Here is a 15504-nt window from a genome sequence, read left to right as displayed (position 1 = left end):
CTCCAATCATAAGAAAGGAGTGAGCAGATGACAACTCTGCTTGCTAAAAACGCTACGATGGTAGTCACGATGGATGGCGAACGCCGGGAGTTGCAAAACGCCGGGTTATTCGCTCGGGATGGCTTCATCGAACAAGTGGCACCCACAGACCAGCTACCAACTTCGGCCGATACGGTGCTTGATCTGCGTGGACAGATCATGTTGCCTGGGCTCGTTAACTGTCATCACCACCTGGACCAGGTTCTGGCCAGAAACGTGCCCGCGGCCCAGAACATCAACCTCTTCCGCTGGTTGAAGGTTCTCTATACTATCTGGAGTCAGCGTACCCCCGAGGCATCCCGTACGGCGACCATTATCGGCCTCGCCGAGCTTGCCCTCTCAGGCTGTACAACCGCCTTCGACCATACATACATTTTCAAGAACGGCTGTAAACTTGACGATCAGATCCATGCCGCCAGGGAGTTGGGAATGCGTTTTATGGCTTCGCGCGGAAGTATGTCACTGGGTGAGTCAAAGGGAGGGCTGCCGCCGGATAGCTGCGTCGAAACAGAGGAAGCTATTTTAACCGATTCGCTCAGGCTCATTCAACAATACCACAATCCTGACCCTGGATCGATGGTGCAGATTGTGCTGGCACCTTGCTCTCCCTTCAGTGTCACCGCGGATCTCATGCGCGAATCTGCCTCCCTGGCCAGAGAGCGTGGTGTGCGGCTGCATACACACCTCTGCGAGACGTTAGACGAAGAGCGCTACACCCTCGAGCATTTTCGCATGCGTCCCGTCGAGTATCTGGAAACACTGGGCTGGATAGGCAACGATGTGTGGTACGCTCACGCCGTACATGTCAACGACAGCGAAATCGCCCTATTCGCGCAGAGAGGTACAGGCGTGTGTCACTGCCCATCATCAAATATGCGACTCGCCTCAGGGATCGCGCCCGTCAAAAAGTATCTGGAACATGGAGTGAAGGTCGGCTTTGGCGTCGACGGCTCTTCAAGCAATGACGCCTCCAATCTGCTCATCGAAACACGAGAGGCTATGTTGCTTGCCAGACTTAAGATGGGGCTTTGGCCGCCTGAGGGACCGATGACCCTCCTTCCGACATCTGACCCACTGCGTGATAAAGAATGGATGACGGCGCGCGAGGCGTTGGAGATCGCTACGCGCGGGGGCGCGCAGGTGCTCGGACGATCCGATATCGGGTCATTGGAGCCAGGCAAGTGTGCGGACTTCTTTACGCTTGATCTCAATACCATTAACTACGCCGGTGCTCTGAGTGATCCCGTTGCCGCGGTCGTCTTTTGCGCGCCACAACGTGCTCACTATACAGTTGTGGGCGGTCGTCTTGTTGTTGATCGGGGTGAGATCGCGACGCTTGATATTGTACCTGTGATTGAGGAACATAACCGCCATGCGGCAAGACTTGTCGCCGGGCAAGCTGCGATATAATGTTCTCGTTACGATAAACGTGAGAACACAAACAGCAATACTGCATAGATGACCAGAATAAGTGCGGTCCCGCCCCAGGTAATGGTTCTTGCGGGCAAAGATGCATGCTTTAGCGGATCAAGCCACCAGCTGAACAACTTGCTCAGGTATGGGACTAAAATCCAGCCAAGTATTGAGGTACTGAAGGCATTGCCGATGAACAATGCCAGCCAGAAAGGCATTCCCCGATGAAGCAGTAACGGCGTCTGCACAAAAATGGAGAACAAGAAGACCGTAGGATACAGTGCCAATAACACCAGCATATTCACTTTCCAGGAGGAAAGTGAACTTTGCTGTTGCCCACCTGCGAACCTGAACCAGGCTTCAAAGCCAACGCCTACTTTCCGCAAGTGAGTATCAAGGCTGAAAGCTTCAGCTTCCTGAAGCATCTGTTTCCGCTCCTCAGAGTTGAGCCAGGCTTCTAGATGGGCATCGGAATCAAAGCGCAGAATGGTCACCCAATCTTCTTGAACACCTGGAATAGGCGGTTCAAACTTGTAGCCTTGAAAACCCTCGAACCGGCTTTGCACCGCAGAGATCCTCCTGTACCAACGCAGAAAAGCCCCCTGCTGATCTGGTTTGAGGCGTGTCGAGATGATTACAGACACAGGAGAGGATGAACCTGATGGCTCATCCTCTGTAAAGAGATGAATGTCGGTTGGTCCGATCAGGAATGGTTGAATCGTGTCCAGTAAATGCTGCCGCTCCGTAGATTGGAGCCACGTACGCGCCGCGTCAACGGTCTGAAAGCGCTGAATAATCACCCAGTCAGTCTGTAAAGGTGGGTTGGGAGGGATGACTGTATGGTCGAGATAGCCAGGAAACATAGCGATGGTATCATTCACTTGCTGTTGCCAGCTAGTAAAATCATCAATATGATCTGGCACAACGCTGGTGTGGGTAACGAGCGTGGCGATGGGTGCGCTCATAAGCGGAAAATGCTCTCCTAAAATTTATCTATGAAAAATGCCGTATTTTTATAGCTCCTGACTTAAATATATAAAATGCTGCAAGTAGTATCGCAGAAACTTCCTTGACATGATGTCCCTGAAATAATAGAGGCAGGCTTGTACGAGATGACTCGTACAAGCCTGCCTCTATTATTTCAGAATGGGTCTTACTTCCCCGTTTTGAGAATAACCTTTGTCCAGCCTTCATCACGCGCATCAAAGTGCTGGTATGCATCGGTGGCATGATCAAGAGGTAAATGGTGCGAAACAATAAATGAAGGTTTGGCCTTTCCGACATGGATCAGGTCTCGCAGCTGGCGATTGTAGGCTTTGACATTTGCCTGACCTGTTCCCATCGACTGGCCTTTAAAAAAGAAAGTTCCAAAATCGAAATTGATCGCGCCCTGTTTGCTTTCCTGGTCCGGAGCACCGGGGTCCTGGGGTACAAAAACACCAACCACACCAATCCCTCCGGTCGCCTTCACCGACTGCACCAGATTATTCAACGTCATATTCGGATGCTCATGGCCCTGCGTATCGTGTGCCTGAAAGCCAACGCACTCACAACCCCTATCAGCCCCTTTTCCTTGCGTCGCTGCCAGAACCTGTTCCACGGGTGAGCTCTTCGAGTCATCGATCGCAATGGCCCCGATCGATTCGGCGAGGCGCAGACGATCGGGCAGGCGATCCACAACCATAATCTTACTGGCCCCTTTAATGGATGCCGAGTAGGCCGCCATCAAACCAACGGGACCGGCACCATAGATGACCACACTATCTCCAGGCTGCACACCGGCAAGTTCGGTCGAGTGCCAGCCAGTGGGAAAGATGTCGGAGAGCATAACATAGTCATCCTCTTTCTCACGCGCATCTTCCGGCAAAACCAGGCAATTAAAATCTCCATAGGGGACACGCAGATACTCGGCCTGCCCGCCGTTATAGGGTCCCATGTCGGCATAACCATAGGCCGCACCGGCCATCTTGGGATCAGGATTCGTCGTCAGGCAGAATCCGGTAAGCCCCTTTGTACAGTTCTCGCAGAAGCCGCAAGCGATATTAAATGGAAGGCAAACCATGTCGCCAACCTTGATGCGATCAACAGCAGGGCCAACCTCAATCACCTCGCCGAGATTCTCATGCCCGACAACTTTCCCCTGCTCTAGATCGGTCCGACCTTCATACATATGCAGGTCCGAGCCGCAAATGTTGGTACTGGTAATACGCACCAGAACATCAGTTGGCCGCTCAATCTTCGCGTCCGGCACATTTTTCACCTGCATATCACGGGGACCATTATAGACGACAGCCTTCATATGCTTCTCCTCGTATCTATAAAATACTCAAGCTCGCGTAGCTAACTTCATGCCCAAATCTGCATGCGTTCGGTATCTCCATGACACGCAAGATTTCGGCAAAAAGTAACATATGGGCTATCAGCAGCAAAGTGAACCCGATTATCTATATGCGGTGGTCCAGTCAGCGAGGCGATTAGCAGACACCATGGTTAATAAACATAATAAAATACGAGAGGCACGTTGCTAGCAACGTGCCTCTCGTATTTTATTATGTTTATTAACGGAACCGACGGGATTCGAACCCGCGGTCTTCTGCGTGACAGGCAGACATGTTAGGCCACTACACCACGGCTCCAGTTTACTTGCTCGCCGGTGCTCCTGGCACCGCCTCGCGTGAATAAATAATACCAGACTTGCCTGTCATTGTCAAATGTTTTTGTCCCGAATTTGGTAGCGATCTGCGTTTTTCCTATTTTTTAGCGTTGTATTGAAAAAGGGCTTGTGCGCCTGATTGTTTGCTTTCGCGCACAGGGATTGTTTGAAACAAGTTATAATAACAACAGAAGTTCATTCAGGTCAGGGCGCTATATGATATTTTGGAGGCTTTCGTGGCACATGCACTGTCCAGGCCCGATCCCGAGTCGGCCGGCCAGCGACAGAAAGAAGGGTTGCCGGTGACTATTTCGTGTCGTATCTGCCAGGCAATGTACGCTCCGTCGCAGGAACATCAGTATCTTTTGCAGGCTCCCCCGATGGCACTGGAGTCGGCCTTTATGAGTATGTGTCATTTCTGCTTTCGCTGCCGCCGACCGTCCTGTCCGCAGTGCTGGGATAATGTGCATGGGGTGTGCGGGGAGTGCTGTGTGGAGGCGGGGCTGCCCTTTCGGGCCCAGACGGCTCCGCTGCGAGGCGTGCTCTTCGCGACGACGCGGCAGGCGCAGCTGCGTCGCAAGCACGCGACCCCGGTACGCCTGGTGTGCATCAAGCCGGGTCGCTTCCAGGCGATGACATCGGTTGATACGGCCGAGACGCTGCCGATGCAAAGCGCGATCAGAGCTCAACTCGTTCCACCACCAGCGCTCCACAGCAACACCAGTAGGGACATGGTGCGGGATGATGGGGCGGCATGGCACATCGAGCGCCTGCCGACGCGTCCTCCTCAAGGCAGCTTTGCGGCGCGAACCGCGTCCCACCAGCAGGCGGCCCGCAGGCAGCACGATGCGGCCGTGCGCGACCATCGGAAGAATCTGGCCATCGATGAGATCGCCACGCGTCCCCCACGTCCCCGGACGACCATCGCATTGGATAAGCCAGAAAAGCCGGTGCCACACAGATCCGGTGATGAGGTGGAGAGGAAAGCGGGCTTCTCGCTGGAATCCCTGGTGACGATCGTCCTTCTGATCTTGCTGCTGGCTATTCTCGCCCTGGTCGTGACATCTATCTCCTCCAGTACAGCCAATACCACCATCGAGCATTTTCTACATATCAATATTCGGGCCGAACTGGCCTACCTCTGGCAGCTGATCCGGCAGATTCATCCATGAACGCTCACTTCGCGTAATCTAACTATGCAGTCGTGGCGGTTGGATCGCCCGCCCCGGCGTCCCAGCTTTAGCCTGAATGGTTACGTGATGCTGTCAAACAGCGCAAAGTAAGGTACAATAGATAGTATTACCAGATTTACTGATGTTCCAGGTCAAAGGAGAAGAGAACTATGCTCATGAGCAACCAGACAGTGTATCATCATTTTATCCATGTCTGGCGTGTGCTTGAGTGGGCAACGACCTGATATTGGAGTATATGCTATGGGGTTTGATATCTTAGTCGATGGCTACAATGTCATCAAAAATAACGCGATGTTCAAATATGTGGAGGGCAAGAGCCAGGCGGAGGCGCGCAATCTGCTGATCAAGCAGTTGAAGAATCGCTATCGCAATACGACAGACCGGGTGGTGGTGGTCTTTGATGGCAAGGGGGGACGCGAACAGATGCTACATATCGATCATATCTGCGTCATCTATTCGAAATATGGGGAGACCGCCGATAGTGTCATCGCCCGACTGGCGACGGAGGCCAATGATAGGGGGGTGGAGGTAATGATGTTTAGCGACGATGGTGAGGTCAAGCGCAGCGTGATCGAGCAAGGTGGTCATGCCCTGACAACCCATGGATTGGTCTCCTCCCTCAATGCCGCTCCACAGGATGTGCTTCAGCGTTCCGAATATCGCCAGGAGATGCGCCGCGTCTACGGTATCGATCCTACCTATAAGTATCAGCAGGATAACGAAGAGTTCAACACCCCTTCACCCCCTAAGAAGGGAAAGTCCTCGCGCCGCTACAAGTCCATGCGCGTAGATCGAAAGACGCTAAAACACAAATAAAACGGCATAAAAAAATAAGCGCTCACCACTTCAAGGAGCAGCAAACGCTCATTCTTCTGCCAGAGATGCTGACTACTTCTGAGCCACCTCGACACGGCTGATCTCTTTGCGCAGTGCGGGCGATGGCATCGGCACCATACCCAGGCGCGCCCGAGTAACATATACAAAGGCTTCAAGCACAATTTTACGCGACATTTTGGACTTACCGACGCGGCGATCCATGAAGGTGATGGGGATCTCGGTGATGCGGAAGCGCTGCTTCATAACGCGGTACGCCAGTTCGATCTGGAAGGCGTAACCCTGAGACTGAATGGTGTCGAGATCGATGCTCTCCAGTACCTCGCGACGATAGCAGCGGAAGCCAGCGGTACAGTCTTTGACCGGGATGTGCAACATGAAGCGAGCGAAGATGTTGCCGCAACCGCTAATGCAGCGGCGTCCAAAGGACCAGTTGGGGGTGCTACCGCCGGGAATGTAGCGGGAGCCGATCACCAGGTCCGCGTTTTCGATGGCCTTGAGGAAGTCCGGCAGGTATTTGGGATCATGCGAGAAGTCGGCATCCATTTCGAAGGCGGCATCGTAGTTGTGCTCGATCGAGTATTTGAAGCCGGCTACATAGGCGGTGCCCAGACCCAGCTTGCCAGCGCGATGCAATACATGGACGCGTGGATCCTCCGCCGCGAACTTATCGGCCAGCTGACCGGTGCCATCGGGCGAGTTGTCGTCAACAATCAAAATATCTGACTGCGGTACGTACGAGAAGACCGTCTCCAGGAGGGGAGGTAGGTTCTCGTACTCGTTATACGTTGGAATAATAATCAAGGTTTTCATACAAACATTTCTCCTGTGTTCGTGGATGCTGCCGTACCGCCAGGTGTATACGTCAGGTCATCGTGTGTAGCTATGCGATTCATCCTTCTGCTTCTGCTGTTCATCCCAGTCACTATCCCAGAGATCCAGTTTCTGGTGGCGCTGCGTCCAACGAATGCGCACAAGGGCGATCATGCCGACCAGCAAACCAAACCAGAGCGTACATAGGCGAATGAGCAGGGTTGCCGCGCCCGCCAACGTGGCCGATGATGTTACCAGCAAGCGGGTAAGGCCCAGCATACTACCGTCCGCGGTACCCAGACCGCCCGGTAAGCCAGAAGCTGATCCGATCAGCGTGGAAACCGCTAAAATGAACATAGATTTAACAAAGAGCTCGGGACCTGCGGCAATACCCAGTCCACTATAGACAAAATATAACGCGACGCATTCCCCTGACCAGGAAATGAGACCAATGCCTATGGCCAGCAGTAATGGCCGCCATTGGAGCAGCGTGTATGTGCTCTCGTAAAATGCGCGTACCAGATGGATAAATCCAGACATGCGAGGGAGACGCTCACCCTTCCGCAGTAAGGTCAGGACCAATGAACGATTCTGGATCAGGATAATCCCTACCACGCCCAGAATCAGCAAGACAAGGAGGATTTCCCAACCGATACCATACAGAAAGAGGCCCGTCGCCGCCAGTCCTAACATCGCGATGCCGTCACTCAGTCGCTCCGCCACAATAATAGGGGAGGTTCGACTGATAGGCGTCCCCGTCGAGCGCTTCAGAAGATAGGACTTCAAAAGCTCACCTACTTTTCCAGGGGTGATTGCCATCGACAGGCCCGCCAGAAAAATCCATAAGCTTTCCTTCGTGGAGATCTCTATGCGCAGACGCTTCAGATAATACTGCCACTTGATGAAGCGCCCGGCGTAATTCACCAGGGTAAATCCTAAAATGAGCGGAATATAGACCCAGTGAAAACGAGTCAGCGCCTCCACCATGTGCGGCAAATCCGCATATAGCGCGATCGCGACGATCACTATAAAGGCCAGTACAAGCGAACATATAATACCGATACGTATCTTACGAGTAAACAAACAGATGCTCCATAACTATGGTTGTGGTAGCAGGTAGAGAACAGTTATGACAGTGATAACACATAACAAAACGGCTGCCAGTATATGGCGGTCACGCAAGAGTATCTCATCAGGACTTCCTCCGTCCATACGCATATAGACCAGGTAGAGATAACGAAATACCCCATACAATACAAAGGGAACGGTAATCATGAGACGATGATTGCCGGTCTGCCCCTGAACCGTATAAAGACTATATGACATTAATGTACCAGAAACCACCACGGTAATCATCTGATCTAGCATAGGAATACTATATTCTTTGAGGATCTTGCGATGACTACCCGCCTGCCCCTGCAATAGTACCAGTTCGTGGCGCCGCTTCCCGAATCCCATGAAGAGTGAGAGGAAACAGGTAACCAGGTAGAGCCAGGGCGAGATAACGACCGGGATCACAACGGTGCCCGCGATGATACGCAAGACAAAACCGGCCGCGATACAAAAAACGTCGATCAGCACTACATGCTTTAAATGCGTATTATAGAAAATCATCATGACCAGATAGGCGGCAATGCTGAGGGCAAAAAGGACGTTGGCGCCCCCGAGCGAGCGGTATATATCAGGTGGTGATGGAATCAAGAAGAGTAGAAAAGTAAGCACGGCACACATACCAAGCAGACCAACCAGGGCCGCTTTAGCCCAGGAGGTTGGAAGCACACCCGAGGCCAGGGGCCTGAACCGCTTGGTGGGATGCACGCGATCTTTTTCGATATCTAGTAAATCATTTAAAACATATATAGTACTGGAAATAAAACAGAAAGCAATAAAAGCGACAGTCGCTCGGATTAATGGGTAGAGGTGAAACAACTCACTGGCAAATACCAGTCCGATAAAAACGGCGCCATTCTTTGTCCACTGCTTTGGCCTCATCAGCGCGATCAGGGCTTTTAACCGGGTAAAAAAGCTGGCTGGCGCCGGATCGGGAGCTTCCACGATGGGGGTGGATAGAGCCTGCTCATTCTCCTCTACTACAGATTGACCGTCATTGTTTATAGTAACTTTCTCCAAAAGTTTACTGTCCCTTCAACGCATACTAAACATACGTGAAAACATGTACCTGACATCCTGAAACGTATCGTTGAAGGGCGAGGTAACACAGCACCCAAAAGTACAAGTCGGCGGATTAGTAAATGCGCCGCTCCAGATCTGCTACCCGGTGCAGGGTAATACGATGCTTGTCTGTGCTGATATATTTTTTGTCTGTGAAATAACCCAGTACTTTGTTGACGCTTTCACGCGATGCGCCGACCATCGATGCCAGTTCCTGTTGTGTCAGTCGCACTTCGATACGGATACCGCTTTCGACCTTCTTGCCATGGGTATCCGATAGTTCGAGCAGTTTCTTGGCCACACGCCCATATACGTCCAGGAAGATCAGGTCCTCGACCTGCTGGTCCGTCTTACGCAGGCGCTCGCAGAGAACCTCCATCACCCGAATCGCGATTTTGGGATTCTTCATGATAGCTTTGTGGAAATCGCTGCGCTGCAGGGTATAGCATTCGACTTTTTCCAGAGCGATGGCATCAGCTGAACGTGGAAGCCCATCCAGTAAAGCGAACTCGCCGAAATAATCGCCTTTGCCAAACACAATTAATGAGATCTCCTGTCCGTCGGGGCTGATCAGGCAGATTTTGACTTTGCCTTCTTTGATGACGTACATCACCTGTCCCGGATCATCACGATGGAAAATAACTTCTCCGGACCGAAAGGTTTTCTTCCTGGCCGCCGACGCCAGTTCCTGGATCTCATCCTCGCTCAGTCCACGAAAAATGGTAACCTGTTGGAAATAGGTAAATTCGTTCTCTGTTTCCATCTCTTCTGCTTCCTTTGTGGCCCAATAATGCATTATGCGACAGTGCGCTCATCATAGCATAACCACATGTGACATGCAATTCGGCTCACCCTTCCCTCCGGGGCGCTTTTTTTTTCATCGCTATAGTCACTTTTCACCGTGGTGTGTTATAATATCTGAGTACGCAAGTCGGAATTAACCACTCTCTATGTACCTATAGAAGAGTTCATTATTATTATCTTTCTACAGAAAAGAGCGACAGAGAGATCTATGTTCTCTGTTGCGAATGAGGATACGTAACATGGCGGAAACTATTACAGCCGACATGGTGATACATGATGTGGTGACCAAATTCCCTGCAACCGTGAAGGTCTTTCACGGACACGGTCTCCCCTGTACCGCCTGTGCAGTGGGCGCGCGTGAGAGCGTGGCGGGTGGTGCCAGAACCCATCGTTTCTCTCCTGAGAAGCTGGAGTTGCTGATCAAGGATCTGAACGCCGCTGCCCAGGGTGAGCCGACATCTATTGCACCAAAGAAGGCGCCTGTAGGGCGCGGTGTGCCACTGACCATGGCATCCGGCGACCCCAATCGTAAAATCAAACAGGTGATCGCTATCATGAGTGGTAAGGGTGGCGTCGGTAAGTCGCTGGTCACCGGTCTGCTCGCTGTCTCCCTGCGTCGCCAGGGTCAGCAGGTCGGCATCCTGGATGGTGATATCACCGGCCCGAGTATTGCTCGTATGTTCGGCACAAAGGGCCAGCCAACCAAATCGGCTAATGGCGGTATCGAGCCCCTGCGCAGTAAGGGGGGCATCAAAATCGTATCGATGAATATGTTCCTTGAAAAAGAGAGCGATCCCGTTGTCTGGCGTGGCCCCATGATCTCTAGCGCCATCAAGCAGTTCTATAGCGATGTGGACTGGGGCAATCTGGACTATCTGCTGGTCGATCTGCCTCCCGGAACATCCGATGCGCCGATGACGGTGATGCAGGCGTTGCCGCTGGATGGCGTGGTGGTGGTTTCTTCGCCCCAGATGCTGGCAACGATGATCGTGATGAAGTGTATCAATATGGTGCAGCAGCTCAAGGGCTCGATCGTGGGCGTGGTTGAGAATATGTCCTATTTTGAGACCCCCAACGGCGAGCGCTACGAGATCTTTGGTCCCAGCAATGGCACCGAACTGGTCTCGATGACGGGCGCCCCTCTGCTGGGCAATCTGCCGATCGATTCCTCCCTGACCACACTCTGCGACGCGGGCCGGGTTGAGGAATATTACGCTGACGCTTACGAGGAGCTGGCCGCAAATTTCACCAGCACCCTGCGCATTAAACGTTAGGTATTCGCGCTATGCGCGGAGTCAAAAGAGGTGCCCCCTGGCGGGGTGCCTCTTTTTTTGTGAGCGTGAGCGCCCCCGCATAGGCGTCCGCTACGCGGCCGCATTTGATGATAGAGAGGTGCACCAGGGGCGCACATGCGCGCCCCTGGTGCACCTCTCTATCATCGGCTGTTGAGCGCTCCTGGCGCACCTCTATGTCATGGACTGTTGAGCGCTCCTGGTGCACCTCTCTATCATCGGCTGTTGAGCGCTCCTGGTGCACTTATGTTTATATATGTTGTGATGGATGATAACACGCGATTGGATGGTTAGATGCTGCGCGCGAAGGAGCCAAGAACCTTGCAGAAGGTGGTGTGACCGGCCAGTTTGGCCAGGGCCTTGCGCACATGTGGATCTTCGCGGTGTCCTTCGAAGTCCAGGTAGAAGACGTATTCCCAGGCGCGCTGGCGCGAGGGCCGCGACTCCAGCTTGAGCAGGTTGATCTGGTTATCGGCCAGAAAGGCCAGGCAGCGGTTGAGTGAGCCCGGCTGGTGCGCGGTCGCCATGACCAGCATCGTCTTGGCCTCGCCTTCGCGACGCGACGCCGGTTCGCGTCCCAGGGCGATAAAGCGCGTGTAGTTATCCTTGATGGTCTGGATGCCACGGGCCAGAATGTCCAGCTGGTAGATCTCTGCGGCGCCCGCGCCAGCTACGGCGGCTACCCCGACCAGTTGCTCTTCGCGCACCATCTTGGCGCTGCCAGCGGTATCATAGGTGGCGACGATTTCGGCGCCCAGCTCGCGCAGAAAGACATCGGATTGCGCCAGAGCCTGCGGATGCGAGATGACGCGCTTGATATCGCTGATCTGCTGTCCCGGCAGCGCCAGCAGACAGTGATCAACGGGATGGCCGATCTCGCCGATGACAAACAGGTCATGCTGGCGCAAGAGATCATAGACATCATTGATACTGCCCGCCTGCGAGTTTTCCACCGGAACCAGCCCGTAATCTACCTCGCCCGCCGCGACAGCGTGAAAGACATCGGCAAATATGCGATAGGGAACAGGCTGGGCGTTGGCCTGCAATTGGGCGCCAAAATACTCACGTACAGCCTCATCACCGAACGCCCCCAGTTCACCTTGAAAGGCCACGGTAGTGACATCAGGAGTCTCTTTCGATTCTCGCGTATGTTCTGCTTTCGTTGTCTGTGCCATTCACACATCTCCTATCACCCTGACAAAATGGAATGTCACTCAGGCCGTTACTACAAAGGACAAGCTCCAAGAGAGGTACCAGCATTTGCAGAGTGTATCAGCTATTCTTTCCATCGCTCCTGCTGCCGATTGTGCCAGTTCACGCCGGGATTGTCAAGCGCTCATAATGAGCAACATTCCCATCCCCTCGGAAACCTGAGCGCCCCCGCACAGGCGTCCGCATACGCGGCCGCCCCTATTTTTATAGTTAGGGATAGGTGCAACACAACGGGTGGGGGCGTTCGCCCCCACCCGTTGTGTTGCACCTATCCCTAACTATAAATAGTTGAGCGCCGTAGGCGCGTAGAGTCAAGGGCCGAAGGCACGAAACCAACCCCTACAGACATATAAAAAGCGGACTTCCACCATGTGGAAGCCCGCTTCTCAAAATTTTTTTACTGTACCTTGTAGTGGTCCTTGTGGTAGTAGGACATGCCCTTACCCATAACCTTTACTGGATACAGATCAGCCAGCCAGATTGGCTCGTTGCAAGAAGCGCAGATGTGGCCAGTCTGATGATTAACGGCCTCGCGGTTCGCCAGCGAAGCACGGGCGGTTTTTGAAAGTTCACCCTTCTTAGGCATTGTTGATATTCCCCTTTCGCCTAAAACTGTCTTGTTAGAAGTCTTGTTCTGTGGCTTCTACACATTAGAACAAATGTAGCCCACAATTTGTTCCCGGCGCGTAATCGGTTGGTCTATCAGCACAATCTACCGCGTCTCTTGCTGTCGGTAGAGTGCTCAACACCAGTGATTGCTGTTCGATCCGCCCTGAGAATACTGCAATAGTATATCATAGGAGATTGTTTGATACAATCCGCTCCCCTGTGATATCTGTTCTGCCCTGTAAAATCATTACACGGCCAATGGATTATTATATACCATAAGGCAAAGAATCGCTATACCTCATCAGTGCTCTTCGGCGAAGATGGGGAGCCGCAGACCGCCGCGATACTCTGCGGGATGCAGGCCACATGAGGCTTTGAAGACGCTATAGAAGCGGCTCACGGAGCCAAACCCGGCCGCCAGCGCAATGGCGGACACGTTGGCGTCGGTGGTAATCAGAAGCCGCTGGGCGTGCGCGAGCCGGTAGCGCATGATGTAATCGAGCATACTCATGCCGACATGTTTGCGAAACAGACTCATGGCATAGTTAGGATGCAGATGGGCCGCTTCAGCGATATCCTGCGTATGCAGGGGTTCGGCGTAGTGTTCGGCGATAAAACAGGTCATCTGCTCAACCCTGCTCAGTACATGCGGCTCTACATGTTGCACATCCTCCGTACATGAGCTATCACCGGCCGTGGCCATAGTCAAGGCCAGGCGACGCACGCAGGCTTCGACTTCAAGCAGCACGATCTGATTGCACTCTTCGCTTCTAGCCTGTAGATCAATACGCCACTGTTGAAATTGTGATTGCAATAACGCGTGCTCACCCCTTCCCACCAGACATTCACAGCGCAGCACGCGCTGCAGAAAGGGCGCCGGTACCCTCCACTGTAAAAAAGATGGGAAAGGGATGGTCAGCCAGTGGAAGCGGGTCTCTTCTCCCACCTGGATAACCTGGTGAGGTAATGTGGCCCAGAAGAAAGCCAGCTGGCCGGCCCGCACCACAACACGCACGCCCCCAAACAGGTACGTCATGGCGCCGCTCTCGACAAAATTGAGCTCCACTTCATTGTGCCGATGCGCACTCGGCATCAACGTCGGATGCATATGTCCATGCGCCAGACCCAGCACGGTCATATCAGTATTCAATAATTCTGATGGCATATGAACGAACCTTAGGATCTAAGACAAATGGCGTTCGGAGTGAGACGATTATTCTCATTCTATCAAGTATAGTCTGTAGTAGAAGCTCATAGCAATACAGAGTTGTACATGAGAGGAGTACTCGATGACTACCACGAACAAACATACGACCGATACGACGCCCCGGACCGGCGACTACCATCTGAGCGAGGAGCAGATCCGCTTTTTTGATGAAAACGGCTATCTGGTTCTGCGCCAGTGGATCCCTCAGGATCTGTTGAAGCGGCTGCAGGAGGCCGGTGAGCATTGGATCGAGAAAGGTAATAGTATCGATGCCAGCGATCCTTTGTATGAGGACTATGCCTTCGCCGAGCGGGAACATGGACGCGTCATGTTCCGGGTAAACTATGTGCATAATAAAGGGGAGGCGGCCTCGCTGGAGTTGCTGGGCAGTCCCGCTGTGCTGGGTGTGGCCGAGAGCCTGTGCGGCCCCGATTTTGTGCCAACCTATGAATCGATGGTCTTCAAAGAAAAGGACGACGGGGCCGCGATCCCCTGGCACCAGGATGCCGTCCATCCACGCAAGCATCGCATCTTCAACTTCGATCTCTACCTGGATGCCTCGCGCGGTGATGCGGGTGCTCTGCACGTCATTCCAAAGACGCACAGCCAGCGCCAGGATCTCTGCGCGCTGACAGAGCAATGGGGCTGGAATCCGCCCGACGCGATCGTGGTAGAGATGGAGCCCGGCGATGTGCTGCTGCACGATGTAATGGTCGTACATGGATCGGAAGAGGTCGAGGGCAAGGCCCTGCGCCGCACCATCTACTACGAGTTCCGCGCCGCCGAAGAGATCCTTGAAGATGGTCCCTGGGATCGTGAATGGATCGACCGCCGCCTGCGCCTGATTCCGCCCGCCCTGCGCCATTACGCCGCCCGCTATCCCGACGCGGAGCAGTTCCAATGGAACATCTCGCCCGAGCTCCGACCCGAGGTAGATGAAAATGAAGAGGTCGCCCTCAAAGTGGCCCACCTCAACCATACCGCCGGCTCCTATTGCTCCTCCCTCTCCAGAAAACAAAATGCATAAATAGAAAGAGATGCAGTACGTGCGGGGCTTGCCCCCGCTTCCTTCCTCGCCGATCGAAAAAGCAGCAGGAAAAATGCAACCGTTCCTGGTCACTTTGAGGGAACCTTTCTCGCGGGCAAGCAAGGAAGCGGGGGCAAGCCCCGCACGTACTGTGGTCTTTTCTCGTTTTGCTCGATCTTGCATTGAACGTATTGCGAATCACCACGTTCCCGGGCGCCCATCCTCCCTCAATAATA

14 protein-coding genes and 1 tRNA gene are annotated in these 15504 nt (G+C 53.4%); 5 read left to right on the top strand and 10 right to left on the bottom strand.

The genetic code is table 11. The features are described 5' to 3' along the window. Positions 1-27: 27 nt before the first annotated feature. Positions 28-1449 carry an 8-oxoguanine deaminase gene (locus AABA21_RS29210; RefSeq protein ID WP_338255665.1) on the top strand — a complete coding sequence of 474 codons (1422 nt, stop codon included), beginning with the start codon at positions 28-30 and terminating at the stop codon, positions 1447-1449. Positions 1450-1457: 8 nt separating this feature from the next. Here the strand turns inward: AABA21_RS29210 and AABA21_RS29205 are convergent, their stop codons facing one another. The 3 genes from AABA21_RS29205 to AABA21_RS29195 all read right to left on the bottom strand — a co-directional run bounded on the left by AABA21_RS29205 (position 1458) and on the right by AABA21_RS29195 (position 4088). Continuing rightward, entirely contained in the window at positions 1458-2417 is a 960-nt protein-coding gene (locus AABA21_RS29205; protein ID WP_338255663.1) for an antibiotic biosynthesis monooxygenase, read from the bottom strand. A gap of 188 nt (positions 2418-2605) precedes the next feature. Then, entirely contained in the window at positions 2606-3751 is a 1146-nt protein-coding gene (locus tag AABA21_RS29200; protein ID WP_338255661.1) for a glutathione-independent formaldehyde dehydrogenase, read from the bottom strand. Between the two features lie 263 nt (positions 3752-4014). Next, positions 4015-4088: transfer RNA gene (locus AABA21_RS29195), tRNA-Asp, on the bottom strand. A gap of 253 nt (positions 4089-4341) precedes the next feature. On the opposite strand from AABA21_RS29195, the gene AABA21_RS29190 reads away from it, so the two are divergent. Next, on the top strand, positions 4342-5277 hold the full coding sequence (locus AABA21_RS29190; RefSeq protein WP_338255660.1) for a hypothetical protein: 936 nt from the start codon (positions 4342-4344) through the stop codon (positions 5275-5277). A 261-nt stretch (positions 5278-5538) separates the two neighbouring features. Beyond that, entirely contained in the window at positions 5539-6114 is a 576-nt protein-coding gene (locus AABA21_RS29185) for an NYN domain-containing protein (protein ID WP_338255659.1), read from the top strand. 72 nt (positions 6115-6186) lie between these two features. On the opposite strand, the gene AABA21_RS29180 is transcribed toward AABA21_RS29185, so the two are convergent. From AABA21_RS29180 to AABA21_RS29165, 4 genes are all read right to left on the bottom strand, one after another. Then, positions 6187-6945 carry a polyprenol monophosphomannose synthase gene (locus tag AABA21_RS29180; protein ID WP_338255657.1) on the bottom strand — a complete coding sequence of 253 codons (759 nt, stop codon included), beginning with the start codon at positions 6943-6945 and terminating at the stop codon, positions 6187-6189. 57 nt (positions 6946-7002) lie between these two features. Beyond that, entirely contained in the window at positions 7003-8028 is a 1026-nt protein-coding gene (locus tag AABA21_RS29175; RefSeq protein WP_338255656.1) for a lysylphosphatidylglycerol synthase transmembrane domain-containing protein, read from the bottom strand. A 15-nt stretch (positions 8029-8043) separates the two neighbouring features. Beyond that, positions 8044-9075, bottom strand: a complete 1032-nt coding sequence (locus AABA21_RS29170; protein ID WP_338255653.1) for a decaprenyl-phosphate phosphoribosyltransferase — start codon at positions 9073-9075, stop codon at positions 8044-8046. Positions 9076-9190: 115 nt separating this feature from the next. Beyond that, entirely contained in the window at positions 9191-9880 is a 690-nt protein-coding gene (locus AABA21_RS29165; protein ID WP_338255651.1) for a Crp/Fnr family transcriptional regulator, read from the bottom strand. Between the two features lie 280 nt (positions 9881-10160). Here AABA21_RS29165 and AABA21_RS29160 point away from each other — a divergent pair, with 280 nt between their 5' ends. Further along, the gene (locus AABA21_RS29160) at positions 10161-11195 is read left to right on the top strand and encodes a P-loop NTPase (protein WP_338255650.1); all 1035 of its coding nucleotides are present in this window, start codon (positions 10161-10163) and stop codon (positions 11193-11195) included. A 308-nt stretch (positions 11196-11503) separates the two neighbouring features. Here AABA21_RS29160 and pheA read toward each other — a convergent pair whose 3' ends face one another. From pheA to AABA21_RS29145, 3 genes are all read right to left on the bottom strand, one after another. Continuing rightward, positions 11504-12388, bottom strand: coding sequence for a prephenate dehydratase (gene pheA, locus AABA21_RS29155; protein WP_338255649.1), 885 nt, complete (start codon positions 12386-12388; stop codon positions 11504-11506). A gap of 434 nt (positions 12389-12822) precedes the next feature. Beyond that, the gene (locus tag AABA21_RS29150) at positions 12823-13011 is read right to left on the bottom strand and encodes a hypothetical protein (protein WP_338255647.1); all 189 of its coding nucleotides are present in this window, start codon (positions 13009-13011) and stop codon (positions 12823-12825) included. Positions 13012-13335: 324 nt separating this feature from the next. Further along, complete coding sequence (locus AABA21_RS29145) at positions 13336-14199, bottom strand: helix-turn-helix domain-containing protein (protein ID WP_338255645.1); 864 nt, start codon at positions 14197-14199, stop codon at positions 13336-13338. A 124-nt stretch (positions 14200-14323) separates the two neighbouring features. On the opposite strand from AABA21_RS29145, the gene AABA21_RS29140 reads away from it, so the two are divergent. After that, complete coding sequence (locus AABA21_RS29140) at positions 14324-15268, top strand: phytanoyl-CoA dioxygenase family protein (protein ID WP_338255643.1); 945 nt, start codon at positions 14324-14326, stop codon at positions 15266-15268. The last annotated feature ends 236 nt before the right edge of the window (positions 15269-15504 follow it).

This window comes from Dictyobacter halimunensis (assembly GCF_036245075.1).
Note: the sequence above shows the minus strand (reverse complement) of the source record. Positions and strands in the feature narration are given on the sequence as shown.

Coding starts and splice junctions, on each gene's coding strand:
- AABA21_RS29210 (WP_338255665.1), top strand. CDS start 28: ATGACAACTCTGCTTGCTAAAAACGCTACGATGGTAGTCACGATGGAT.
- AABA21_RS29205 (WP_338255663.1), bottom strand. CDS start 2,417: ATGAGCGCACCCATCGCCACGCTCGTTACCCACACCAGCGTTGTGCCA.
- AABA21_RS29200 (WP_338255661.1), bottom strand. CDS start 3,751: ATGAAGGCTGTCGTCTATAATGGTCCCCGTGATATGCAGGTGAAAAAT.
- AABA21_RS29185 (WP_338255659.1), top strand. CDS start 5,539: ATGGGGTTTGATATCTTAGTCGATGGCTACAATGTCATCAAAAATAAC.
- AABA21_RS29180 (WP_338255657.1), bottom strand. CDS start 6,945: ATGAAAACCTTGATTATTATTCCAACGTATAACGAGTACGAGAACCTA.
- AABA21_RS29165 (WP_338255651.1), bottom strand. CDS start 9,880: ATGGAAACAGAGAACGAATTTACCTATTTCCAACAGGTTACCATTTTT.
- AABA21_RS29160 (WP_338255650.1), top strand. CDS start 10,161: ATGGCGGAAACTATTACAGCCGACATGGTGATACATGATGTGGTGACC.
- pheA (WP_338255649.1), bottom strand. CDS start 12,388: ATGGCACAGACAACGAAAGCAGAACATACGCGAGAATCGAAAGAGACT.
- AABA21_RS29150 (WP_338255647.1), bottom strand. CDS start 13,011: ATGCCTAAGAAGGGTGAACTTTCAAAAACCGCCCGTGCTTCGCTGGCG.
- AABA21_RS29145 (WP_338255645.1), bottom strand. CDS start 14,199: ATGCCATCAGAATTATTGAATACTGATATGACCGTGCTGGGTCTGGCG.
- AABA21_RS29140 (WP_338255643.1), top strand. CDS start 14,324: ATGACTACCACGAACAAACATACGACCGATACGACGCCCCGGACCGGC.